At 67.0% G+C, this 25,106-nt stretch carries 15 protein-coding genes; 8 read left to right on the top strand and 7 right to left on the bottom strand.

Going from position 1 to position 25,106, the window contains the following annotated elements:
• From AC1RJW_RS24000 to AC1RJW_RS24010, 3 genes are all read left to right on the top strand, one after another.
• Positions 1–1,158, top strand: a complete 1,158-nt coding sequence (locus AC1RJW_RS24000; protein WP_493047177.1) for an efflux RND transporter periplasmic adaptor subunit — start codon at positions 1–3, stop codon at positions 1,156–1,158.
• Positions 1,159–1,167: 9 nt separating this feature from the next.
• A complete protein-coding gene (locus AC1RJW_RS24005; protein WP_493047178.1) occupies positions 1,168–4,284 on the top strand; it encodes an efflux RND transporter permease subunit in 3,117 nt (1,038 codons plus the stop codon).
• 131 nt (positions 4,285–4,415) lie between these two features.
• On the top strand, positions 4,416–5,387 hold the full coding sequence (locus tag AC1RJW_RS24010; RefSeq protein WP_493047179.1) for a hypothetical protein: 972 nt from the start codon (positions 4,416–4,418) through the stop codon (positions 5,385–5,387).
• An 18-nt stretch (positions 5,388–5,405) separates the two neighbouring features.
• Here the strand turns inward: AC1RJW_RS24010 and AC1RJW_RS24015 are convergent, their stop codons facing one another.
• The 6 genes from AC1RJW_RS24015 to AC1RJW_RS24040 form a co-directional block, all read right to left on the bottom strand.
• A complete protein-coding gene (locus tag AC1RJW_RS24015; RefSeq protein ID WP_493047180.1) occupies positions 5,406–6,146 on the bottom strand; it encodes a hypothetical protein in 741 nt (246 codons plus the stop codon).
• 95 nt (positions 6,147–6,241) lie between these two features.
• Complete coding sequence (locus AC1RJW_RS24020) at positions 6,242–7,636, bottom strand: efflux transporter outer membrane subunit (protein ID WP_493047181.1); 1,395 nt, start codon at positions 7,634–7,636, stop codon at positions 6,242–6,244.
• Positions 7,633–8,829 (bottom strand): HlyD family secretion protein, encoded by a 1,197-nt coding sequence (locus tag AC1RJW_RS24025; RefSeq protein WP_493047182.1) that lies wholly within the window; start codon positions 8,827–8,829, stop codon positions 7,633–7,635. The genes AC1RJW_RS24020 and AC1RJW_RS24025 overlap by 4 nt, the downstream gene beginning before the upstream one ends.
• Positions 8,816–10,510: an MFS transporter gene (locus tag AC1RJW_RS24030; RefSeq protein ID WP_493047183.1), complete on the bottom strand. Its 1,695-nt coding sequence runs from the start codon at positions 10,508–10,510 to the stop codon at positions 8,816–8,818. The genes AC1RJW_RS24025 and AC1RJW_RS24030 overlap by 14 nt, the downstream gene beginning before the upstream one ends.
• Positions 10,511–10,688: 178 nt before the next feature.
• Complete coding sequence (locus tag AC1RJW_RS24035) at positions 10,689–13,100, bottom strand: catalase (protein WP_493047184.1); 2,412 nt, start codon at positions 13,098–13,100, stop codon at positions 10,689–10,691.
• Between the two features lie 242 nt (positions 13,101–13,342).
• A complete protein-coding gene (locus tag AC1RJW_RS24040) occupies positions 13,343–13,696 on the bottom strand; it encodes an ElaB/YgaM/YqjD family protein (RefSeq protein ID WP_475414807.1) in 354 nt (117 codons plus the stop codon).
• A gap of 433 nt (positions 13,697–14,129) precedes the next feature.
• Between AC1RJW_RS24040 and AC1RJW_RS24045 the strand changes: the two genes are divergently transcribed.
• Positions 14,130–16,733: a winged helix-turn-helix domain-containing protein gene (locus AC1RJW_RS24045; RefSeq protein WP_493047185.1), complete on the top strand. Its 2,604-nt coding sequence runs from the start codon at positions 14,130–14,132 to the stop codon at positions 16,731–16,733.
• A 31-nt stretch (positions 16,734–16,764) separates the two neighbouring features.
• On the opposite strand, the gene AC1RJW_RS24050 is transcribed toward AC1RJW_RS24045, so the two are convergent.
• Entirely contained in the window at positions 16,765–17,508 is a 744-nt protein-coding gene (locus AC1RJW_RS24050; RefSeq protein ID WP_493047186.1) for a substrate-binding periplasmic protein, read from the bottom strand.
• Between the two features lie 217 nt (positions 17,509–17,725).
• Here AC1RJW_RS24050 and AC1RJW_RS24055 point away from each other — a divergent pair, with 217 nt between their 5' ends.
• The 4 genes from AC1RJW_RS24055 (at position 17,726) to AC1RJW_RS24070 (ending at position 25,082) form a co-directional block, all read left to right on the top strand.
• Complete coding sequence (locus tag AC1RJW_RS24055) at positions 17,726–20,317, top strand: winged helix-turn-helix domain-containing protein (protein WP_493047187.1); 2,592 nt, start codon at positions 17,726–17,728, stop codon at positions 20,315–20,317.
• Between the two features lie 136 nt (positions 20,318–20,453).
• Positions 20,454–21,596 (top strand): GGDEF domain-containing protein, encoded by a 1,143-nt coding sequence (locus AC1RJW_RS24060; protein ID WP_493047188.1) that lies wholly within the window; start codon positions 20,454–20,456, stop codon positions 21,594–21,596.
• 29 nt (positions 21,597–21,625) lie between these two features.
• On the top strand, positions 21,626–22,306 hold the full coding sequence (locus AC1RJW_RS24065; protein WP_493047189.1) for a Crp/Fnr family transcriptional regulator: 681 nt from the start codon (positions 21,626–21,628) through the stop codon (positions 22,304–22,306).
• A gap of 64 nt (positions 22,307–22,370) precedes the next feature.
• On the top strand, positions 22,371–25,082 hold the full coding sequence (locus AC1RJW_RS24070; protein ID WP_493047190.1) for a bifunctional diguanylate cyclase/phosphodiesterase: 2,712 nt from the start codon (positions 22,371–22,373) through the stop codon (positions 25,080–25,082).
• The last annotated feature ends 24 nt before the right edge of the window (positions 25,083–25,106 follow it).

A 25,106-nucleotide genomic window follows, 5' to 3' on the forward strand; every position in this document is an offset into this window, starting at 1 on the left:
ATGAAAAAACTGATTTTGACACCCACGGCATTCGCCCTGGCCGCCCTTTGCGTGATGCTGGGCGCGGGCGTGGCCCTGTACCCATCGGCTTCCACGGCGGCCGACGAGGCGAAGGACAAGAAGGCGGCGCAAAAACCCGCGCTGACCGTCACCACGGCCAAGCCGCAGACGGCCAGCCTGCCCATCAAGCTGAGCGCCAACGGCAACGTGGCCGCCTGGCAGGAAGCCGTCATCGGCAGCGAATCGAACGGCTTGCGCCTCACCGACGTGCGCGTGAATGTCGGCGACGTGGTGCGCGCCGGCCAGGTGCTGGCCGTATTCTCGAACGACACGGTCAATGCCGACGTGGCCCAGGCCAGGGCCGCCGTGCTGGAAGCGGAAGCGAATGCGGCCGAGGCGGCAGCCAACGCGCAGCGCGCCCGCTCGCTGCAAAGCACGGGCGCCATCAGCGCGCAGCAGATCAGCCAGTACCTGACGGCCGAACAGACGGCCAACGCGCGCATCGCGTCCGCCAGGGCGCAGCTGGCGTCGCAGCAGCTGCGCCTGAAATACACGCAGGTTGTGGCACCCGACAGCGGCATCATCTCTTCGCGCTCGGCCACCGTCGGTTCCGTCGTGGGCGCCGGTACGGAACTGTTCCGCATGATCCGCCAGGGCCGCCTCGAATGGCGCGCCGAAGTGACGGCCACCGAGCTGCTGAACCTGAAGCCGGGCACCCTGGCGCAGGTGAAGGCGGCCAATGGCAGCGTGTTGACGGGCAAGGTGCGCATGATCGCCCCCACGGTCGACCCGCAGACGCGTTCCGCCCTCGTGTACGTGGACCTGCCGGCCAGCACGGGCAACAACGCGCCGTTCAAGGCCGGCATGTACGCCAGCGGTGAATTTGAACTGGGTACCTCGGGCGCGCTGACGGTGCCGCAGCAGGCGATTGCCGTGCGCGATGGCTTCAGCTATGTCTTCCGCCTCAATCCCGACCAGCGGGTCAGCCAGATCAAGGTGCAGGCCGGACGGCGCCTGAGCGACCGCATCGAGATTTTGAGCGGCATCACGGCCGACACGACCATCGTCGTCAGCGGCGCAGGCTTCCTCAATGACGGCGACCTAGTACGCAATGTGGCGACACCAACAGCAGCCAAGCCGGCCGCAGCGAAAAAGTAAGGAGAGGCCATGAATTTTTCCTCCCTCTCGATCAAGAATCCGATCCCGGCCATCATGCTGTTCGCGCTGCTGACCCTGGCCGGTCTGCTCGCCTACAAGGCCAATCCGGTGCAGGATTTCCCCGACATCGAACTGCCCATCGTCACCGTCAGCGCGGTGCTGCCCGGCGCCGCGCCGGCCCAGCTGGAAACGGAAGTGGCGCGCAAGATCGAAGACTCCGTCGCCACCCTGCAAGGCGTGAAAAACATCTACACCAAGGTGCTCGATGGCGTCGTCACGGTGACCGTCGAATTCATCCTGGAAAAGCAGATCGCCGAAGCCGTCAACGACGTGCGCGACGCCGTCGCGCGGGTCAAGGCGGACATGCCGGCCGAGCTGCGCGACCCCACCGTCACCAAGGCGTCCACGGCCGGGCGCGTGGTGCTGACCTTTATCGCCACGGCGAAACCCGGTGTCGATAATCCGCTCGACTCTCCCGACCTGTCGTGGTTTGTCGACAATACGGTGGCCAAGCGCCTCTTGACCGTACCCGGCGTGGGCGCCGTCACCCGCGTGGGCGGCGTCTACCGCGAGATCCAGGTGGAACTCGACGAGGCGCGCATGGCGGCATTGAAAGTGTCCGCGCTCGACGTCTCGCGCCAGCTGCGCCTGGTGCAGCGCGAAGCGCCGGGCGGCCGGGGCGACATCAGCGGCGCCGAGCAATCGGTGCGCACCATCGCCACCGTGAAAACGGCCGATGAACTGTCGCGCGTGGAAGTGCCGCTGCCGGACGGCCGCCATGTGCGCCTGGACCAGGTGGCCACCGTGCGCGACACCATTGCCGAACCGCGCGCGCTGGCCGAGCAGGATGGCAAGACGGTGGTCGCCTTCGAGGTCTTCCGCACCAAGGGCGCCAGCGAAGTGGCCGTCGCCAAAGGCGCGCGCGACGCCATCGCCGACCTGCAGAAGGAAAATCCGAATGTGGTGCTGCAGCAGTCGATCGACAACGCCTTCCCCGTCGAGGAAAACTTCGACGGTTCGATGGAGCTGCTGTACGAAGGCGCGCTGCTGGCCGTGCTGGTGGTGTGGTGGTTCCTGCGCGACTGGCGCGCCACTCTGGTGGCAGCCGCCGCCCTGCCCCTGTCCGTGATGCCGGCCTTCCTCGGCATCTACTGGTTCGGCTACACGCTCAACACCGTCACCCTGCTGTCGCTGGCCCTGGTCGTCGGCGTGCTGGTCGACGACGCCATCGTGGAAATCGAAAACATCGAGCGCCATCTGCGCATGGGCAAGTCGCCGATGGATGCGGCCATGGAAGCGGCCGACGAAATCGGCATGGCGGTCATCGCCACCACCTTCGCGCTGGTGGCCGTGTTCCTTCCGACGGCCTTCATGAGCGGCATTCCCGGCCTGTTCTTCAAACAGTTCGGCTGGACGGCCGTGCTGGCCGTGCTGGCCTCGCTGGTGGTGGCGCGGCTGCTCACGCCGATGATGGCGGCCTACATATTAAAACCGCTGCCGCACAAGGAGGAACAGGACGGCTGGCTGATGACGCGCTACCTGCGCGTGATGCGCTGGTGCCTGAACCACCGCGGCATCACGGCCATCGCCGCGGCCCTGTTCTTTGTCGGCGCCATCGCGCTCGTGCCGCTGCTGCCGACCGGTTTCGTGCCGGCCGCCGACCGCGCGCAGACGCAGATCAACCTGGAACTGCCGCCCGGCTCCACTTTGAGCGAAACGCAGGCCGTGGCAGCCATGGCGCGCGACGCGGCCATGCGCACGCCGGGCATCCAGGGCGTCTTCAGCTCGATCGGCGGCGGCTCCAGCGGCGATGCCTTCGCCCCCGGCGCGGCGGCCGAGGCGCGCCGCGCCGTGCTGACCCTGACCACCGTGCACCGCACGGAGCGCAAGGAATCGATGGCGGGACTGGAAACGCAGCTGCGCCACAAGCTCGATGCGATTCCCGGCGCCCGCTTCACGGTGGGGCCGCCCGACACGGGCGTCAAGATGCAGCTGGTGCTGCGCTCGGAAGACCCGGTGGCTTTGACGACGGCGGCGCAAAAGGTCGAGCGCGAACTGCGCGGCCTGAAAGGCATCGGCAACGTCAGTTCCAGCGCCTCGCTGGTGCGTCCGGAAATCATCGTGCGTCCCGATTTCGCCAAGGCGGCCGACCTGGGCGTGACGGCGGCAGCGATCGGCGAAACCGTGCGCGTGGCCACGGCCGGCGACTACGACACGGACCTGACGAAAATGAACCTGCCGGAACGGCAAGTGCCGATCCGCGTCAAGCTGCCCAACAGCGTGCGCGCCGACCTGGCCGCCATCGAGCGCCTGACCGTGCCCGGCAAGAACGGCCCCGTGCGCCTGGCGAACGTGGCCACGGTGACGATGGAAAGCGGCCCGGCGCAGATCGACCGTTTGAACCGCAGCCGCAACGTCACCCTCGACGTGGAACTCGGTTCGCGCACCCTCGGCGAACTGAATGAAGAAGCGCGCGCGCTGCCGTCGATGAAGAATTTGCCGCCGTCCGTGAAGATCGCCGAACTGGGCGACGCGCAGGAGATGGCCTCGCTGTTCGCCAGCTTCGGCCTGGCCATGCTGATCGGCGTGCTGTGCATCTACTGCGTGCTGGTGCTGCTGTTCAAGGACTTCATGCAGCCGGTGACCATCCTGGCGGCGCTGCCGCTGTCGATCGGCGGCGCCTTCGTGGCCCTCCTGATCACGGGCAGCGCCCTGTCGATGCCGTCGATGATCGGCCTGATCATGCTGATGGGGATCGTCACGAAGAACTCCATCCTGTTGGTCGACTATGCGATCCTGGCGCGCCAGGCCGGCATGAACCGCTTCGACGCGCTGGTCGACGCCTGCCACAAGCGCAGCCGCCCCATCCTGATGACGACGATTGCCATGGGCGCCGGCATGATGCCGCTGGCACTGGGCTGGGGCGCCGACCCCAGCTTCCGTTCGCCGATGGCCATCACCGTCATCGGCGGCCTGATCACCTCGACCTTATTGAGCCTGCTGGTCGTGCCGGCCGTGTTCACCTATATCGACGACCTCGAGCACCTGCTCAAGCGCGGCATGGCGAAACTGCGCCGCCAGAAGGCGCCGCTGCGGCGCGATGACAGGGTGGCGCTGGAAAAATAAGCGCCGCAGCTGATTGCAAAAACGCCCCCTGCGGGCAAGGAAGCGGGGGACCGGCCGCCAGGCCGCGCTCCCTCGCTTTCATCTATCTGGCATACTGCGCCCATTCTCCATGAACGCAATCTGCCCTGCCTATGAATTACCGCACCCCGCTCGTCCTGCTGATGGCCTCCGCACTGCTCGGCGCCTGCTCGGACAAGACCGCCCCCGCCAGCGCCGACCTGGCAGCCGACGTGGCAGCAACTCCCCCCGCCGCCGCTGAGGACACCGCATCGGCCGAACACGTGCCGCCGCCGTCCGCCACCGCGCCCAGGACGGAAGCGATGAACACGCCGCAGGCGCGCGAGCGCGAAGCAGGCATGATGCGCGCCGTCTTCGGCAAGGACTACCGCGGCGACAGCGACGATGCACTGGCCGACCTGCCCGATCCGGACAATCACGTCGACAAGCTCAGTTACGTCGTCAGCGCCGTCAGCCACAAGCTGCTGCCCGATGGCAGCGCCATCCTGGTGGCGAATGCGGAAACGGCCAACACGGAAGGCACAGCCGAATCGGCGCATGCCTCGCCGGGACTGCTGAATGTCTTTTTCCTGGCGCCCAAGGGCACGCCGGAAGACGGCCAGTGGCAAGTCGTGAAACGCCTGGAAAACATCGCCGCCCTGGGCTCGTCGGGGCAGCTCGGCGAAGTCCACTGGGTCATGCTGGGCGCGAACAAGCCGGGACTGGCGATCCGCTACGGCTATACGGGCCAGGGCTACACCATCACGCAACTGGCCCTGTTTGAAATCGGCGACTGCAAGGTCACCTCGCTCGATGGCGCCATCGACCTGTACTCGGACAATATGGGTGCCTGCGGGCCTGAAACGGACGAGTGCTGGCTGGTCAAGGGGAACTGGCGCTTCGCGCCAGCGCGCAATGGCGGCGCCTACGATGACTTGCTGATCGATTTCAAGGGCGCCTCCGAAAAGATCAAGCCGGGCGTCGCGGTCAAGCAGGACGAAGACCCGCCGCGCATCGCCACGCCACTGAACGGCCACGCGCGCTATGGCTTCGATGGCAAAGGGTATAAACTGGTCGAAGGGAAGAATCCAGTGCCTGGCGTGTAAGCCGGCACCGGCAAGCCATCAGCGGCGCGCCGCCTCCAGGCGCGCCAGCAGCGGCGCATACATGGCACGCGTATGGCTGCTCCAGCGGGCCATGGCGCTGTCGATATCGAGCAGCAGGCGCTCCGACAGCACCTTGTCGCCCTGCTGCAGCGCCCAGATCGCGCACTCGGCGCGGCACTCGAAGCTGTTGTAGCGCGTCAGCGCATCGTCGAACTCCGCCTTCGCTTCCGCCTGGCGCCCGCTTTGCGCCAGCGCGCGCGCCGTCAGCAGGGACACCATCTCGGGACGGAAATGGATATCCGTGCGGCGGATGAATTCCAGGTGCGTCAGCGCTTCGGCGCCGCGCGCACATTCCAGATAGGCGCGTGCCGCGCCCAGGCGAATTTCCAGGTCCGATGAAAACGCTCCCCGCAGGCAGGCTTCGTACGTCGCTGCCGCTTCCTGCGCAGCGCCCGCCTCCAGCTGCGCGCTGGCCAGGCGCATCTGGTTTTGCGCCGTCGGCGTGTACTCGAAGGCGGCCTTCGCCTCGCGCAGTTCGCGGTTCGGATCGAGCACCTGCACGGCCACCGAAGCGACCTTGCGCGCGCCTTGCGGCAGGCGCGAATTGGGCAGGTAGATGGCGAAGAAATACACCACGCTGCCCAGCAGCGGGAACATGAATAAAATGAGCAGCCAGTACAGCTGCTGCCCGTTGCGCACCACGTGGATCGCAAAAAATACCGCGATCAGGATGTGGATGCCTATGCCAAAAATCGTCATGCTGCGACCTCGTTCGTTCGTGACGGGAGCAGCTGGCACCATGCCGCCGCTTTCCCTGGTCAGAATATTACACTGGCCGCGCCGTGCACACGCGTCTATTGCGCCTTGGCCGACCAGCCGCCGCCCATGGCCCGATACAAGTCGACCGAGGCGACGAGGATGCGCGTCTTCAGCTGCAGCAGTCCCACGTCGGCGCTGTACAGGGTGCGCTGGGCGTCGAGTTCCTCAAGGTACGAGGCGTAGCCATTGCGGTAGCGGTTGTGCGCGATGCGCAGGGTGTCCGCCGCCGCGGCGCGGCGCGCGTCGTTTTCCACGGCCTGCTGCTGGAGGCGGTAGATGGCGCCCAGGCTGTTCTCCGTTTCGGCGAAGGCGTTGCGCACCACGTTTTCATACGCGTACACGAGCTGGTCGCGCTGCGCGCCGGCCGCATCCGTCTGCGCCTGCACGCGCCCGCCATCGAACAGGGGGCCGGCCGCCAAAGCCGTCAGACGCCACAGGGCCGTGGGCGCATGCAGGAAATCGGTGAGGGTCGTCGCCTGCCCGCCGCCGGCCGCCGTCAGCTTGAACGAGGGCAGCAGCTGGTCGCGCGTGGCGGCCAGGCTGGCGTTGGCGGCCGCCAGGTTGTGTTCCGCGCGCGCGATATCGGGCCGCCGGCGCAGCAGTTCGGACGGCAAGCCGGCCGGCACGCCTGGCGCCGCCAGCTCGGCCAGCGGCAAGCCGCGCGCGATGGGGCCGGGATTGCCGCCGACGAGGATGGCCAGCGCATTTTCCTGTTCGAAGATCTGCCGCTGCAGCTGCGGCACCTGCTCGGCCGCCGCATGGTATTCCGATTGCGCCTGCAGCCATTCCAGGCGCGAGCTGTAGCCCACCTCGAACTGCTTGCGCGCCAGCTCGCGCGACTGTTCGCGCAGCTGCAGGGTCGATTGCGTCAGCGCCAGCTGCGCGTCGAGTCCCCGCAGGTTCAGGTAACTCGTCGCCACGCTGGCGGCGATCGACAGAGCCGCCGCATCGAGGCTGGCCTGCTCGGCGCGGTAGCTCTCGCCGGCCGCGTCGCTCAGACTGGCCAGCCGGCCCCACACATCGATTTCATAGCTGGCCTGCAGTTCGGCCTGGAAGACATTCGTCACATACGGTTTGCCGCTGGACGCCAAAGTGCGCGTGCGCGTGGGCGAACCGTCGAAGGCCAGATTGGGCGCGCGGTTCGCGTCGGCCTGCGCCAGGCGCGCGCGGTATTCCTGCACTCGGGCGCGCGCCACGCGCAAGTCGCCATTGCGCGCCAGCGCCTCGCCCACCAGGTCGCTCAAGACGGGATCGCCGAAGGCTTGCCACCACAGTTGCTCGACCTGGGCACCCGTCGCCGCAGGTGCGCCGAGGGCTTGCGCGCGCCAGCCCGACGGCAGCTGCAGCGATGACGGGGGCTGCGAAGGCGCCTTGGCGGCGCAGCCGGCCAGCGCCAGCGCGGCGGCCATCAGTAATGCGCGGCGTGTCATGGCTTGGCTTTCTTTGGCGCAGGCGGAGGCGCCGGATTGTCCGCCGAGTCGTTCAGCACGGCCGACGTGTCGACGCTGACCACCACCGACATGCCCGGCACGAGCCGGCGCGCATTCGCCTGGCCCGGATCGATGCGGATGCGCACGGGAATGCGCTGGGCAATTTTGAGATAGTTGCCCGTCGCGTTATCGGCCGGCAGCACGGAAAACTCGGACCCCGTGGCCGGCGAAATGCGCTCCACCTGGCCCGTCAGCACGGCGCCGTCGAGCGCGTCGACGTGGAAGGTGGCGCTTTGCCCTTCCTGCACGCCGTTCATCTGCGTTTCCTTGAAATTGGCGATCACCCACATCTGGCGCGGCACCAGCGCCATCAGCTGCGCGCCCGAATTCACGTAGGCGCCCTGGCGCACCGTCACTTGGCCCAGCTGGCCGTCAGAAGGCGCGACGATGCGCGTGTTATCGAGGTCGATCTTCGCCGCCTTGACTGCCGCCTGCGCGTTGGCCACGGCAGCCTCCAGCGCCTGCTTGTTGACCACCACCGAATGCACGCTCTGCTGAGCGATGTCGAGATTGGCGCGGGCTTGCGCCAGCGCGGCCGCCATCTGCGCCTGCGTGGCGCGCGACTGGTCGTGTTCGCGCTGCGACAGCGAGCCGTCGGCCACCAGCTGCTCCACCCGGCTCAAGTCCGCGCTGGCCTTGCGCGCCTGCGCTTCCGCATTGGCCAGCGCCGCCTCGCTGACGGAGATGCCCGCCTGCGCGCTGGCCTTCTGCTGCGTCCAGTTCGACAGCGCCGCCTGCTGCGCGGCCAGCTGCGCCTGCGCCTGCTCGTAGCGCTGCTGGTAGATGCGGTCGTCGATGCGCACCAGCAGCTGGCCTTCCTTGACGTCCATGAAGTCCTGCACTGTCACTTCCACCACATAGCCGGACAGCTGCGTGCCGATGATGGTCACCTGCCCCCGCACGGTGGCGTTTTCCGTCGTCACGATGGGACTGGTGAACGGCGGCAGACGCCACGCATACAGCACGATCAGCACGCCCACCAGGGCCACGGCGGCAAAGGCCAGCGCGGACAGCCACTGGTGGCGCCGGTCCGGCTGCGGCGGCGTGCTGCTGGCAGCGGGCGCGGGTGGCGCTGCGGGTGCGGATGGCGGTGCAGGCGTCGGTACTGGCGGCGGGGTGTTATTTTCTGTCATTGCTCGGTTCCGAATTGGTAATGGGGACGATGGCCATGGCCGTCTGCGCATCGCGCACGGGGCCGACCAGGCGGCGCGCGCCGGTGGTGATGCGGGTCCAGGACTGGCTGACCAGCATCCAGATCAGGGTGGCGATGGCGACGCCGGCGATCATCAAAAAGACGTCGTTGTAGGCGAGGACATTGGCTTCGCGCGTGGCGACGGCGCCCAGGCGGGCCACGCCCTGGGCGCTGCGCAGGGCCGGGTCCATCAGCACGCCGCCGTAGCTTGCGGCACCGGACTGCACGCGCGCGGCCACCTGCGGGTCGAGCATGGTGAGGTGCTCGACCAGATAGCTGGAATGGTATTTTTCGCGCGCCGTCTGGATGGTGCCGACGATGGCCGACCCGAGCAAGCCGCCCAGGTTCTGCGTCATGGTAAACATCACGGAAAAACTCACCAGGTTGCGCGGTTCGGCGATCACGGCGCCCATGCCAGCCACCATGGTGGGACCGAGGAAATACGTGCCGCCAAAGGCCAGCAGGAACTGGCTGACATACATATTGACGGGGCGCGTCTGGCTGGTGGCGTGCGCGTCGATCAGGGCACCGGCTGCGATCAGCAGCAGCGCGACCATCAGCGAACGGTTCAGGGTCGCCGGATTGATCGTCAGCGCGCTGACCACCAGGCCCGCCACGCTGCCCATCAGGACCACGACGAACAGATTTTGCATCTGGTCCGTGTTCAGGCCCAGCGCCTGCAAAAAGCCCACGGCGCCCGTCGATTCGGACAGCACGACGCGAAACAGCAGCACCGATAAAAACAGCTTGGCGATCTTGCCCGTGGTGAGCCAGCGCGTGTTGAGCAGCGGGCGCGCGCGGTTATGCTCGATGGCCAGCGAGGCGGCGATCAGCACGATGGAGCCCGCCAGGCACACGCCCACCCACTCCGATTCCATCCACCACGCCGTGCGCCCCTGCGCCAGCACGGCGCACAGCAGGGCCACGCCGGGCGCGAACAAAATAAAGGTGAGGAAATCGAGCGGTTCGAACGTCTGCACGCGGTCGCCGGGCGGCAGCTTCAGGGCCAGCACGCAGCCCAGCGCCAGCAGGGCCAGCCCCAGCTCGAACAGGTACAGGCCGTGCCATTCGCCGATCTGCAGCAGTTCGGACGTGAAGATGCGCGCCAGCGGCAGCGCCAGCTGGGCAAAGCCCAGGCCCAGCACCACGCCCTTCAGGCGGTGCCGCGCGGGAAACGCCTGCAGGGTGTAGTACAGCCCCAGCACGCCCAGCGCGCCGCCCACCATGCCATGCGCGGCGCGCACGGCGATCGCGGACGGCAAGGTATTGGCATACAAGTGGGCGAACGTCACCAGCGCGTACAGCACGAGAAAGAATTCCGTAAACAGGCGCAGGCCGAACTGCTGGCGAAACTTCACCAGCAGCAGATTCATCGAGACGATGGTCATCACGTAGGCGGCCGGCAGCCACTGCATCTGGTAGGCATAGGCGGCCAGCGAACCTTGCAGGTTCAGCAAATTGGCCGTCACCAGGCCGTTACCGAGTCCCCCCGTCAGCGCGACGATCAGGCCGACGATGAAATACGCGACACGCTTGGGCGTCGAATGTTCGGGCATCGATGGCGACCCGGGCAAGGTCGGGCGTTCGCCCGGCCCCCAGGTGCGAGGTGTGTACTTGTCCATGCGGTAATCGCGATCCGGTTTGCTGAAGCCGTTCTTTGCTGCTGTTATAGAAATAGTTGCAAATGAACAGTTCTAGTCAGCAGCATATCATCGCAGGACGTTTTTATTGTTTACATTGTTGCGCACTGTTGCGTCAGCAAGGCAAGCCAGGCCTGCCCCACTGACGCTCAAGCGGGCATCACACGCGCGGCGGATCCGTTTCGCGCGCAAACGCCCGGTGCGCGGCCAGCGCCTTTTTAAAGGCCGCCACGCCTTTCACCACGTCGCTCGCCGGCACGACGATGATGGCGGGGTCCGGCTTGCCGTCGGGCAGGGTCACCGGTACGCCAGCCTTGTCCAGCAAGCCCTTGCCGGCGCCGATGGCCAGGATCGGCTTGCAGTGGCGGTACTGCAGGCGCAGGAAGTCAAGCGCATTGGCGTCGCTGCCCAGCTGCTGCACGGCGCCCTGGCCGTCCGGCAGCACGACGGCGTCGAACAGCACGGACGGTCCCGTTTCGAGCGAGATTTCCACGTCGAGCGGCGCGCCGCCGCTCGTGTCGACTTTCCCCAGGTGGCTGCCCACCAGGCGCGGCACGGCGCCGTCGGCCAGCAAGGATGCATAGATGCTGCGCACCTGCGCCCCATCGCTGCCCGGCCCCACGAGGATGGCCACGCGCAGGGTGTGGATGCCCGTCTTGCCGGGACGGAAAAAGAGCGACAGCGCCGGCGACGGTGGATACGTGGGGATCGGCAGCATGGACACGGGCGGCATGACGGGCGGCAGGGCCAGGCCCAGCGCGTCGGCCAGGCGCTGCGCCAGCGTCTCGTCGACATTGCGCAGCATGGCGACGATGCGCTTGCGGATGGCCACCGTCTGCACCTTGCTCAGTTCAAAGCGGAACGCATGCACGATATGGTCTTGCTCGACCGGCGTCTGGCTGATCCAGAACAGCCGCGCCTGCGCATAATGCTCGGCGAATTTCTCGGGCTTGCCGCGCACCTTGTCGCCTTCGGCGGGCGCTGGAAAACTGTTAAAACCCTTCGCCCCGGCCTGGAACGGACAGCCGCCCGCCAGCGAATTGGGCTCGTACGCGACCCGGCCCCGGTTGATGGCCTGGCGGTGGATGCCGTCGCGCTGGTTGTTGTGCAGGGGCGCCAACGGCGAATTGATGGGGATTTCATGGAAATTGGCGCCGCCCAGGCGCGTGATCTGCGTGTCGACGTACGAGTGAATGCGCCCCTGCAGCAGCGGGTCGTTGGAAAAATCGATGCCGGGCACGATGTGCGCCGTGCAGAAAGCCACCTGCTCCGTCTCGGCAAAAAAATTGTCGGGATTGCGGTTCAAGACCATTTTCCCCACCGGGATCAGCGGCACCAGTTCCTCGGGAATCAGCTTGGTGGGGTCAAGCACGTCGAAGGCAAACGCTTCGGCCTGCGCTTCCGTGAAGACCTGGAAGGACAGCTCGTATTCGGGATACTCGCCGCACTCGATGGCTTCCCACAGGTCGCGCCGGTGGAAGTCGGAATCGGCGCCGCTGAGCTTGACGGCCTCGTCCCATACGAGCGAATGCGTGCCCGCCATGGGCGACCAGTGGAATTTGCAGAACACGGACTGCCCCTTGGCATTGACGAGGCGGAACGTATGCACGCCGAAGCCCTGCATCATGCGGTAGCTGCGCGGAATGGCGCGGTCGGACATGGCCCACATCAGCATGTGCGTGATTTCCGGCGACAGCGACGCAAAATCCCAGAAGGTGTCATGCGCGCTGGCTGCTTGCGGAATGCCGTTGTTCGGCTCGGGCTTGACGGCGTGGATCAGGTCGGGGAATTTCATCGCATCCTGGATGAAGAAGACGGGAATGTTATTGCCGACCAGGTCCCAGTTGCCCTCGTCCGTATAGAACTTCACGGCGAAGCCTCGCACGTCGCGCGCCGTGTCGGTCGAACCGCGTTCGCCGGCCACCGTGGAAAAGCGCACGAAGACGGGCGTGCGCTTGCCCGCCTTGGCGAACGGCGCGGCGCGCGTCAGCTTGCTTTGTTCCTTGTAGCATTCGAAGTAGCCATGGGCGGCGGAGCCGCGCGCATGCACGACGCGCTCGGGGATACGCTCATGGTCGAAATGCGTGAGCTTTTCACGCAGGATGAAATCTTCCATCAGGGTGGGGCCGCGCAAGCCCGCCTTCAGCGAGTTCTGGTTGTCGCCCACGGGCACACCCTGGTTGGTCGTCAGCACGCAGCCGCTGTCGTCGCTGCGGGCGCCATCGAGCGAGGCGTTACGGGCATTCTCGCCCAGCGCGGGCTGGCCATCGCCCGTCTTCGGCGACGCTAGCGTTTCGCCCGTGGTGCTGGCCGTGGCCAGCGGTTCGCCGGCCGCCACATGCACGCCTTCGGGCGGCGTGCGCGCCGCCTCGCCATACTGGCCGGCTTCCTTGGGATTATCGGCCATGGCGGCGGACAGCTGCTGGCTGGCAGCCGTCTTTTGCAGCAGCGCGCGGGTCACGTCATTGTCCGCGCCCAGGCTGTGCGGCGCATTGCTGTCGGATGGACCGGACATGCTGCTCAAAACGGAACCCGCACCGTCCGTGGACGGCGTTTTCTTGGTGGTAGCCATTACATCTCCTGTGAGTAGTTTGCCCCGGGAAGTAACGCTACAACTCCCTCATTCAGCGCACGAACAGGGCAATCAAAATAATGATGGGAATAGGTATGCCAATCAACCACAACAAAATGGAGCGCATCATCACTCTCCTTTACTGCTTGCTACTACCTTGTGCGCGTGGGCGCCGCTCCGGGCCGCCATGAGTGCAGACCGGGCCAGCGCCCACGACAAATACTTCCAGGAAGGCGTAAGACTTATTTACGCGAACCCAGCAGCTTCGACAGGCCATAACCGGCCGCCGCAGCAATCAGCAGGGACACGGCCGGGCGCTCGCGCACATAGCCGCGGCCCGTTTCGCCGGCGCGCTGGCAGGCGGCGCCCAACTGCTTGCCGCGCGCCATCAGGCGTTCCGAGGCCTTGCTGACGGTGTCGCTGACTTGCTCGATGCGGTCGCCCACCTGGTCCACGCCGTCATGGGCGCGCGTGGCGACCTTGTCGGCCAGAGGCTGGGCCTGGCTAGCCACCTTGTCGATGGTGCGGTGCAAGTCCTGGCGGGTATCCTGGGCGGTGCCGTTCATCTCGGAGCTGGTTTTTTCAATCGCGTTCATGATGGTTTCCTTCAAAGGTGAATAAATCAACCATGCTCGATGCCGTGACCGAATCATGATTCTCCTCGCTTCCGGGAAAAAGAAGCGGCTAAACGCTGCCGGGCTGAGCCATATCAAACTCTGGTTCAGCAGCAAGCTGTTGTCACCACCTTAACCGCGCCCGCCACATGCCACCGTGCGGTGCCACACCTTGAAGCACAGACTTAAATTCCTGATGGAAATAACAATCGCCGCCGGCCCGGTAGGACAGCGGACACGGAGAAGCGAACAAGGCAGGACTTCCCCGCTGTGGCAAAACATCCACGGAAAACCTGCGCCTGCCCCCTTGCCCACAAATTGATTGCTTGTCCGAATAATTCTATGCGACGATACAAACCGCTTTGACCGTCCGCCCGGATGGCCGATTGCAGGCGCTTTCTTGCCAGCGGGGGACATGAATAAATTGTTAGACCTCAACACGCTCAAGCTTGCGCCCCCCTCTACCGCCCGTCCCCTGATGGAGCGGGAACAGGTGTTGCGCAAGCTCTCCTCCCTTGGCGCGTTTCGCCTGGTGCTGCTGCGCGCGCCGGCCGGCTACGGCAAGACGTCGCTGATGCGCATGATCCGCGCCGATGCCGGCGCGGCCGGAGGGAACGTGGCCTGGCTGACCTTCGACAGCAGCGACAACGATCCCGCCCGCCTGCTGCTGGGCATGCGCGCCGCCCTGCTCGTCACGCCCGAACCGCCGCAGGACAACTATGTCCGGCTGGGCGACACGCGCGTCACCCACCTCTTCCTCGACGACGTGGAACTGCTCGACACGAGCAATATCGCCCTCGTCTTCACGCTGATCGCCGACGTGCTGCCAGCGCCGATGAGCGTGTTCATCGGCGCCCGCTCGCTGCGCGGCCACAGCGTGGCGGCGCTGAAAGCCAATGGCGCGCTGCTCGAGCTGGACATGGAAGACCTGCAGTTCAGCCAGGCCGAGACGGCCAGCTACCTGCAGCGTGCCCAGTTCGACCTGTCCGCAGCCGACGTGGCCCTGCTGCAGCAGACCAGCGAGGGCTGGCCTGCCGCAGTCGAGCTTATCGGCCTGGCCTGGAAACGGCTGCAAGGCCGTGGCCATGTTGCGTTGCCGCAATTGCCCGGCTTGCGCGACTTGGGCGAATACCTGGCCGAGGAAGTGTTCGAAGCGCAGAGCGACGACATCAAGGAATTTCTCATCGCGACGGCGGCGCTGAGCTCCTTCCACGCCGAACTGGCCGACTGCGTGCGCGCCAGCAGTGACAGCGCGCGGCTGATCGCCGCCATCCGCGCGGCCGGCCTGCCGATCCAGCCGCTGCAAAACAACTGGTTCCGCTACCACCCGCTGTTCGCCGAGCACATCGTGCTGCACCACCGGCCGCCGCCGGCCATCTATGTGCGGGCGGCGGAATGGCTGACGTCCCACGGCTACGCCTTCGAGGCGATCGATTACTTCCTCAAGGGCGGCGAATACGAACAGGCGGCCGATACCCTCGAGAGCATCGTCGGCCAGCTGCGCCTGCACGGCCAGTTCCCCAGCATTATCCAGTGGTGCGACCAGTTGCCCGACGCGCTGCTGAAGCGCCGCCCGGCCCTCACCAGCGCGCTCGTCGTGGGCATGGTGTATTCCTCGCGGCGCGACGACCTGGCGCGCTGGCTCGACTACTTCCGCCAGCAGGCAGGCAAGCCGGATGCCGACCCGCTCTACAGCGAAGGCTTGCGCGCGCTCGACCCCGTGCTGGCCTTCCTCGACGGCGACACCGCGCGCACCATCGCGCTGGCGGACCGCGACTGGCCGCAGCAGCGCCAGGCCAATCCAAACGACCGCGCCACCCTGGCCTACGTGGCGGCCTACACCTGCCTGTGGCGCGGCATGCTCGACGAGGCAGCCGCGCTGCTCATCGAGGCGCGCCGCGCCTGCCGCGAGTCGGGCACCATTTCCGGCCTGGCCATCGTCTACTTCCTGCAAGCCTACCTCGATGCGATCCAGGGCAATTTCGACGCCGCGCTGCAGCAGCTGGCGGCCATCGATGCGCTGGCCCAGCGCCACAGCGACAAGATCTCGCCAGCCCTGCTGTACCCGTTCAGCGCGGGCCTGATCCTGCTGATCGACTATGAGCGCAATGCCCTCGACCTGGTGGCCTCGCGCCTGACCTTCGCCCGCAGCCTGATCCCGCTGGGCTTGCCATGGGACTCGCTGAGCGCCGTCTCCATCGTGCAGGCGCGCATGCTGGCCATCAAGGAAAATCCCGCTGCCGCGACGCGCTGGCTGGAAGGGCAGATCATGCAGGGCCATCCGCGCTCCGCCTCGCCGGCGCGCGCGGCGCTCGAGGGAGAACTGTCGCGCATGGCGATCCAGACGGCGCGCCCCGAGTCGGTGGCCGGCTACGCCGCCCTGCTGCTCGATGCCAGCTGGCCCGGGCACGAACGCTGCATCGTTTCCTGCCAGGAAATCGACGGCGCCGGCATCGTCCAGGCGCGCCTGATGATCCATGCGGCGCCCGGCGAAGCGCTGGCGCGCATCGGCCAGTTGCTGGCGCATGCGCTGGCGGCCGGGCGCCTGTGGCGCGCCACCAAGCTGCGCGTGCTGCTGGCGATCGCCCTGCAGCGCAACGGCTTGCCCAAGGACGCGCAGCGGGAACTGGCGCTGGCCCTGGAGCAGGCGGCGCGCTCGGGCATGGTGCGCAGCTTTCTCGACGAAGGCCCCGACATCCATCCGCTGCTGGCACACATGCAGGCCAAGTCGCGCCACCTGCTCAGCATCGCCGCCGCCGCCCACCTCGATGCCGTGCTGCGGGCCGCCGGCGCGGCCGCCGACGCCGCGCCGCCGGCGGTGACGCTGACGCAGACCGAGTACGCGCTGCTGTCGCTGGTGGCGCAGGGCAAGTCGAACCAGGAGATCGGCGCCAACCTGTTCCTCTCCGTGAGCACGGTAAAGTGGCACCTGGGCCAGATCTTCCGCAAGCTGGAGGCCGGCAACCGGGGCCAGGCCGTCTTCAACGCGCGTCAGCTGGGCCTGCTGCCCCAGCAATAGCCTGTCCGCCAGCCCCGGGAATCCGTCCGCCTCACTTCGCCGCCGCGCCGAGCCAGCGCCGCGCGATGGCATCATAGGCGCCGTCGCGCTGCATGCGCTCGAGCGTGCGCTGCCAGCGCAGCACCAGGGCAGGGTCGGTCGACAGGGGAAAAGTGAGATAGCTGCCGATCGAAAAGATCGGGTACACGAGTTCGACGGCATCGGCCGCCACGCCCGCCTGCTTCAGCAGGGCTGGCAGCTGTTCCTGGTCCAGCGCCATCAGCGGGTGCCGGCCGGCCAGCAGCATGGCCAGCATGGTGGCCGAGTTGTTCACCGCCTCCAGGTTGGCAAAGCCGGCCTGCTGCAAGTAGCGATAGGAATAGAAGGCGCGCGGCGCCATCACGCCCGACAGGGTCTTGGCGTCGTTTACGCTGCCCAGATGGATGCCCGCGCCGCGCCTGGCATAAAAATTGGTTTGCGACACCAGCAGCGGCCCCACCCATTGGAATTGCCGCTCGCGCTCGGCCGTGCGCTTGGGGCACACCAGCACCACGTTGGCGCCGCTCTGCGCCATCAGATAGGCGCGCGCCCATGGCATCAGGCGCATCGGCGAGCGGTCGCCGAGCCGGCGCTGGATTTCCGCCACCACCTCGACGCAAAAGCCCGTGATCTTGCCATCCTTGCTGAAAGCCAGAGGCGCAATCTCGGCCGTCAGTATCTCCAGCGCCTGCGCCTGCGCGCCGCCGCACAGCGCCGCCGCCAGCAGCGCGGAACCCAGTAAGCACATCGGCAACATCGCATCCTCCTTCCCGCCGGCTTGCCACCGGCAGAGACCGGCGCAGGCAGGCTTGCGCCGCTGCCCACGCCATCGCATCCATGATAGCAGCGTGGCCGGCGCGGCGCCAGGCGCGCCAAAAACCGTACTTTAGTAGGGCGCAAGGGACGCCGCATTTGACTATATTCGTCGCTTTTTCATCTGTCTGCCGCCACCTTGCTTCCCTGGAGCGCACACCTTGCCGTATCCCCATTTACTGAAGCTGACGCCGCCATTCGGCAACGTCCCCCAGATGGAACGCGAAGTACCGTTGCGCGAACTGTCCGCGGACGGCGCCTTCCGCCTCGTGCTGCTGCGCGCGCCCGCCGGCTACGGCAAGACGGCGCTGCTGCGTGCCGCCCATGCCCGGCGCGCACGCGCGGGCGCCCACGTCGCCTGGCTGAACCTGGACCACGCCGACAACGATCCGGCCACGCTGCGCCGCAGCCTGCACGCCGCGCTGCGTGTCGCCCCGGCCCCCGCACCCGGCAACGACGCCCAGTTGGCCAGTTCAAGCGTCACCCATCTGTACCTTGATGCCGTCGAGCATCTCGACGGCGCGGCCATCCGCGGCCTGTTCGCCCTGATTGCGTGCGTCCTGCCGCCCTCGATGCGCATCTACCTGGCGGCCCGCGCGCTGCACCACGGCGGCATCGCCGCGCTGAAGGTGGCAGGGACGCTGGTCGAGCTCGATATGGAGGACCTGCAGTTCTCGCCAGCGGAAACGGCAAGCTACCTGCAGCAGCAAAAGATCGATATTCCGCCCGATGATGTTGCCCTTTTGCAACGCGTCAGCGAAGGCTGGCCGGCGGCCATTGCGCTGATCGCGCCGGCATGGAAAAAGCTGCGCCGCCACGAGGGGGCGGACAAGTTCATTCTTTCCGCCTTGCCCGAATTTAACGCCTACCTGCAGCGCGAAGTGCTGGGCGCACTGGACGAGCCAATGCGCCGCCTGCTGACCACGGCAGCGCCGCTGGCCACCTTTTGCGCCGGCCTGCTCGAGGCGGCGCTGGGACGCGGCGACAGCGGGCAGCAGATGGCATGGCTGCAAGCGGCCGGCCTGCCCCTGCGGCAACTGCCGGACGGCTGGCTGCGCTGCCATCCGCTGCTGGCCGGCCACCTGGCCCTGCGCCAGCCCGCGCCCAGTGCCGTGTACGCCAGGGCAGGAAGCTGGCTGGCGCACCACGGCCACGTCGAGCAGGCCATCGATTGTTTCCTCATGGCCGGCGCCCACGCGCAAGCGGCCGACGCACTCGAGTCTGTCATCGCCGCGCTGTGCGCGGGCGGCCAGTTCGAGCGCATCGTGCACTCTTGCGAACAGTTACCCACCGCCATGCTGCAGCAACGCCCGGCGCTGTCGGGCGCCTTGCTGGTCGGGCTGCTGTGCACGGCGCGCGGCAACGAACTGGCAAACTGGCTGCATTTCCACCGGCGCCGCAGCACTGTCGTTGGCGCCGACCCGCGCTACGCCGCCAGCCTCGACGGCATCGCTCCGCTGCTGGCCTTTCTGGCCGGCGATACCGACCGCTGCATCGCACTTGCCGCAGGACACAAATCGCACGCGACGATGGCGCCGCCCGCCCCGGCCGATCCGCGCCACCTGGCCGCCTATACCTGCCTGTGGCGCGGCGAGCTGGCCGAGGCGGCGGCACTGCTGGTGACGGCGCGGCGCGATTGCGCCGCTTCCGGCTCGCCCATCGGCATGGCCCTGGTCGGCTTCCTGCAAGCATATCTGGATGCCATCGGCGGCAATTTTGACGCGGCGCTGCAACAACTGGCGGCGGCCGATGCACTGGCGCAACAGCAAGCCGAGCAGATTCCTCCCTTCCTCTTCCATGGCTACAGCATCGGGCTGGCCCTGCTGATCGCCTACGAGCGCAACCGCCTCGACCTGGTGACGGCGCGCCTCGCGCTGGCGCGCAGCTTGCCCGCCGCCGGACTGCCCTGGGACGCGCACGCCGCCGTACTGGTGATGCAGGCGCGTATGCTGGCGCTGCAACAGGGCCAGGCGGCCGCGCGGCAATGGCTGGAAGCCGCCTGCCGCCAGAGGCGCGCACGGCTACCGGCCGCCGCACGCGCGCTGCTGGAAGCCGAACAGTCGCGCATGGCGCTACTTGCCGGCAACCACGACGCCGTATCCTGGCACGCCTCGATCCTGCTGCAGCCCGTCTGGGCCGGCGATGAACGCTGCATCCTGCCCAGCCAGGAAATCGATGGCGCCGGTATCGCCCAGGCGCGCCTGCTGATACGGCTGGGGCCCTTGCCCGAAGCCAAGGCCCTGATCGGCCGCCTGCTGACGCATGCGCTGGCCACCGGGCGCCGCTGGCGCGCCACCAAGCTGCGCGTGCTGCTGGCCATCGCCCTGGCCCAACTGGGCAAGGCCAGGGAGGCGGAAGCCGAAATGGCCCTGGCGCTGGAACAGGCGGCCGCGTCGGGCATGCTGCGCCTGTTCCTCGACGAGGGCAGCGATGCGCTCGGCTTGCTGCGCATCATGCGCGGCAAGGCGCGCCGCCTGCTCAGCACCCAGGCCGCCACGCACCTGGACGTGCTGCTGCGCGGCGCCGACACGCCTGCCGCAGCCCTGCCTGCGGCGCAACTCACCCCCACCGAATCCACCCTGCTGGCCCTGGTGGCGCTGGGACGCACCAACGGTGCCATCGCCGACCAGCTGGATCTGTCCGTCAACACCGTGAAGTGGCATCTGGGGCAAATCTTCCGCAAGCTCAGCGTCAGCAACCGCGGCCAGGCCGTCTGCAAGGCGCGCCGCGTCGGTGTGTTGCCAATGCAATAGATGTTGCGGATCGCGCAACAGATAGCGCAAATCCATACTTAAGTATGGTGCCCCCCTACCGCCTGACAAATATGATTTCAATCACTTGCTGGCATGCGCCAGCCGCACCGCATTGCACTTAGTTCTTGAAAGAAACATGTTAAAAAAGACCATCATCCAACCGCGCCGGGCCGGTGCCATCCAGCGGCCGGCGGCCGCCGATGCGCCACAGCCACCGGACGCTGCCAAGATGGAGCATCCCCCTGCCGCGCGGCCGCTGCCCGGCCTGCTCAAGAAGCTCGGCACCATGACGGCCATCCGCGACATGCAACTGGTCGAGAAAAGCTTGCTGCGCACGCTCGGGCCGATGCTGGGCGTGCTGCGGACATCGCTCTACCGCACCGACGAAAACCGCGACGTCGTGCGCGTGCTGCGCCACTCGCGCAGCAGCGGCCCTACCGCCGACGGCACCGAACGCATCACGGAGCAGGTCGAAGAGGTGCGCAGCGGCGCCCATGTGCCGGCACACGTGGCGCAGCTGCTGGCCGACATGCGCCTGCTGGGCCGTCCCTGCAGCCGGGCGATGGCATCGCACCTGATGATCGGCTACCCCTTGCATGGCGGCAACGCACTGTGCGGCTATCTGATCTTCGAGCGCAGTCACGCCGTTACGCCGGTCGAGGATGCCGTCATCCACGGCGTGCTGGAAGTGTTTTCCAACTATTACGCCTTGCTCGACACCAGCCAGCGCGACCGCCTGACCGGCTTGCGCAACCGCCATTCGCTGGAACTGAACCTGGAACGCCTGTGGGACGAGCTGGCCGCGCAATCGGGCAGCACCGCCGAGGTGCCCGAAACCTATTGGCTGGGCTTGCTTGACATCGACCACTTCAAGCGCATCAACGACAGCTACGGCCACATGATCGGCGATGAAGTGCTGCTGCTGGTGGCGCGCCTGCTCGACGGCGCTTTCCGCAGCACCGACCTGCTGTACCGCTACGGCGGCGAGGAATTCATCGCCGTCATCGCCGCCAGCGACCTGGAGCAGGCCACGCTGGCATTCGAGCGGGCACGCCTGACGATTGCGCAATTCAACTTTCCGCGCGTGGGCTCGGTGACGATCAGCGGCGGCTTTTGCCTGGCCAGTTCCGCGGTCCTGGCCAACGCCATCGTCAGCCGCGCCGACCAGACCCTGTACGAAGCCAAGCGGGCCGGACGCAACCGGATATTCCACTACGGCAGCCTGGTCGATGCCGGCATCCTCGCGGAAGTCGAAGCCGGCACCATCGAGCTCTTTTGAGCCCGTTTCCCCGTTTTCATGGAGACACAATGACCAACTCTCAGCAAGCCTTCCTGGCGCAGCGCAAGCGCTTCGAGGCGGACATGCTTGCCCGCTACGACATCGACGCGGCCAGCTACACGGCCGTCAGCATGCTGCTGGCGCCGCTCGCCGTCGCCGTTTCGCTGGACAAGGGCGACTACCTGCAGCGCGCCGGTTCGCCGGCCAGGTATGTGTACTGGATTACCTCCGGCATCGTCTGCTGCGGCGTCAACACGCCGTCCGGCGGCGACATCACGGCGGCCTTCTCCATCGAAGGACACAACGCCACGCCCTACCACGACCTGCTGCAGGGCGCCAGCGGGCTGCCCGCGCTGCACTCGCTGACGGCCGAGACGGCGGTGGAAGCCTTCCGCCTCGACTGGGACAAGGTCGTCGCCCTGCGCGCCAGCCACAGCGTACTCGACGCCTATCACCTCAAGGTGATCGAATACATGCTCAAGCAGCAATCGCGGCGCAGCCATGCCCAGTACGGCGCGTCAGCGCAAACCCGGCTCGCCTCGTTCCTGCGCGATTACCCCGGACTCGAAAGGCGCATCTCGCAAAAGACGCTGTCCTCGTATCTGGAGATCACGCCGCAATACCTGTCCCAGCTCCTGAACAAGGGCAGGCGCAAGGATGAGCCCAGGCAAGACAGTGCCGTCCGGCCCATGGCAAGGCTGATGGCATGACGCGCGCCGGCGTGTCAGCGCGACCGCGCTGAGCCGCCGCCCGGGTTCCACGGAGACGACACGGATGAACGCAAACAAACGGCGCAGTTGGATCAGCTCGCCTTACATGCGCAAGGTGCTGAAGGTTTCCTTCAGCAACATCGCGTTTTATGCGCTGGCGGCCCTGACCCTGTTCCACAGCGCACGGCACTACGAAGAACAGGCCATGCTCGCCACGCAAAACCTCGCCTACGCGCTCGAAACGAGCGTCGCCGACGTCTTCGGCAAGATCGACCTCGTCCTGCTCGGCATCCAGAGCGAGGCGCAACAGCAGCTCGCCGCGCGCGGCATCGACGCCGCGACGCTGCACGCCAGCATGCTGCAGCAGCGCGCGCAGATCCATGAAGTCGAAACGGTCGGCGTGGCCGATGCCAGCGGCGCCATCCTGTACGGCCCGCAAGCACCGGCCGGGCAGCCGCCGCTGCGCCTGCGCGGCGATGTCCTGCGCGCCGCGCGCGACCCGCAGTCGCAGCTGATCATCGCCGCACCGGGCACCAGCGCCGCCAGCGGCCAGCGCGTGGTGCTGATGGCGCGGCGCCTGAGCCACAGCGATGGCAGTTTCGCCGGCGTCGTCTACGCGGAACTGCCGCTGGATTACCTGGCGCGCCTGATCACCGCCTTCGACGTCGGCCGCCACGGTATCATTTCCCTGCGCAGCGCCGACATGGCGCTGGTGGCGCGCTTTCCCGAACAGGCGTGGAATCAGCAGGTCATCGGCAGCCGCACGGTTTCGGCGGCCACGCGCGCCCACATCGCCGCGGCGCCGGCGGCAGGCAGCTACCGCACCGTGGTCGCGCTGGACGGCATCGCGCGGCGCATGGCCTACCGCAAGAGTCCACGCCAGCCCTTCTACATCTTCGTCGGCCTGGCCACGCAGGATTATCTGCAGCCCTGGTGGCAGCAACTGGCGGTGCTGTCGCTGCTGGCCGCCGCCTTCACCGCCTCGACCATCATCCAGGGGCGCAAGGCTTACCGCCGGCGCAAGGCCGAACTGGCGGCGATGGCCGAGCTGCGCGGCAACCGGGAAGAGCTGCAGCACTCCGAACTGAAATTGCGCACCCTGTACAACTCGATCAGCGACGCCGTCTGGCTGGTCGATGCGCGCGGTCTGCTCGACTGCAACCGCGCCACCCTGGACGTCTTCGGTTGCGACAGCAAGCCCGCCTTCCTGGCCAACAGTCCCGGCGATCTGTCGCCCGCGCAGCAGCCATGCGGCGGCGGCTCGGTGCCCCTGTTCGAATCGCAGATCGCGGTGGCACTGGCACAGCGCGTCGTGCGCTACGACTGGGTCTACCGCCGCCTCGACACGGGCCGCGACTTCCACGCCGAAGTGCTGCTGAGCGCGATAGAACTGGATGGTGCACCGGTCGTCCAGGCCGTCGTGCGCGATATCAGCGAGCGCAAACAGGCCGAGGAACGCATCCGCCACCTGGCTTACTATGACGGCCTGACCGATTTGCCGAACCGGCGCATGATGATGGAACGACTTGGCCAGGCCCTGGCCGCCAATCAGCAGAACTACGGCGCCATGCTCGTCATCAACCTCGACAGTTTCAAGGGCCTCAACGACATTGAGGGACGCGCCGCCGGCGACCGCCTGCTGTGCGAGGTGGCGCAGCGCCTGCGTGACTGCACCACCCCGGCCGACACGGTGGCACGCGTAGGCGCCGACGAATTCATCGTCCTGCTGGCCAATCTGGCGTACAGCGAAGCGGACGCTGCCGCACAGGCCGGTGCCGTGGCGCAGCGCATTCGCGGCGAACTGTGCCACCCTTACCAGTTCTGCGCCGACGCCCAGCTCTGCCATGCCACGGCCGGCATCGGCATCACGCTGTACCGTGGCCAGCGCCTGTCCATCGACGACATCCTGCGCCAGGGCGAAGCGGCACTGGCGCATGCCAAGCAGGGAGGACGCAACGGCATCTGCTTTTTTACCACGGCGATGCTGGCGGCGCTCGAATCGCGCGCCATGCTCGAGGCGGCGCTGGGCAAGGGCCTGCACCGCGATGAATTCCAGCTGTATTACCAGCCCCAGGTGGACCTGACTGGCCGCCTGGTCGGGGCCGAGGCGCTGCTGCGCTGGCTGCCGCCGGACCGGCCGTCGGTGTCGCCAGCCCAATTCATTCCGCTGGCCGAGGAAAGCGGCCTGATCGTGCCGCTGGGCCTGTGGGTGCTGCATACGGCCTGCGCCCAATTGCAAGCCTGGGCCGGCGCGCCGGACAGCGCGCAACTGACCCTGTCCATCAACGTCAGCGCACGCCAGTTCCGCCGCCGCGACTTCGTCGAGCAGGTGCGCGAGGCGCTGCAGCAGTACCAGGTGCGGCCGGCGCTGCTGAAGCTGGAACTGACCGAGAGCGTGCTGCTCGACAGTGTCGACGACGTCATCGAACGCATGCACGACATCCGCGCGCTCGGCGTCAGGATGTCGATGGACGACTTCGGCACCGGCTTTTCCTCGCTGTCCTACTTGCGCCGCCTGCCCCTGGACCAGTTGAAAATCGACCAATCCTTCGTGCGCGACGTCACCGCCAACGCCAGCGACGCCGCCATCGTCCACGCCATCATCGTCATGAGCCAGTCGCTCGGCCTGCACGTGATCGCCGAAGGCGTCGAGACCGAACCGCAGTACCGCTTCCTCGCGGAGAAAGGCTGCCATGCCTTCCAGGGCTATCTGTTCGGCAAACCCATGCCCATCGCCCAGTGGCCGGCCCAGCAATTGATTCCCGACTTCAACTAGTTGATTTTTAGCAAGCCCATTTCT

Source organism: Janthinobacterium sp. GW822-FHT07A03 (assembly GCF_058798815.1).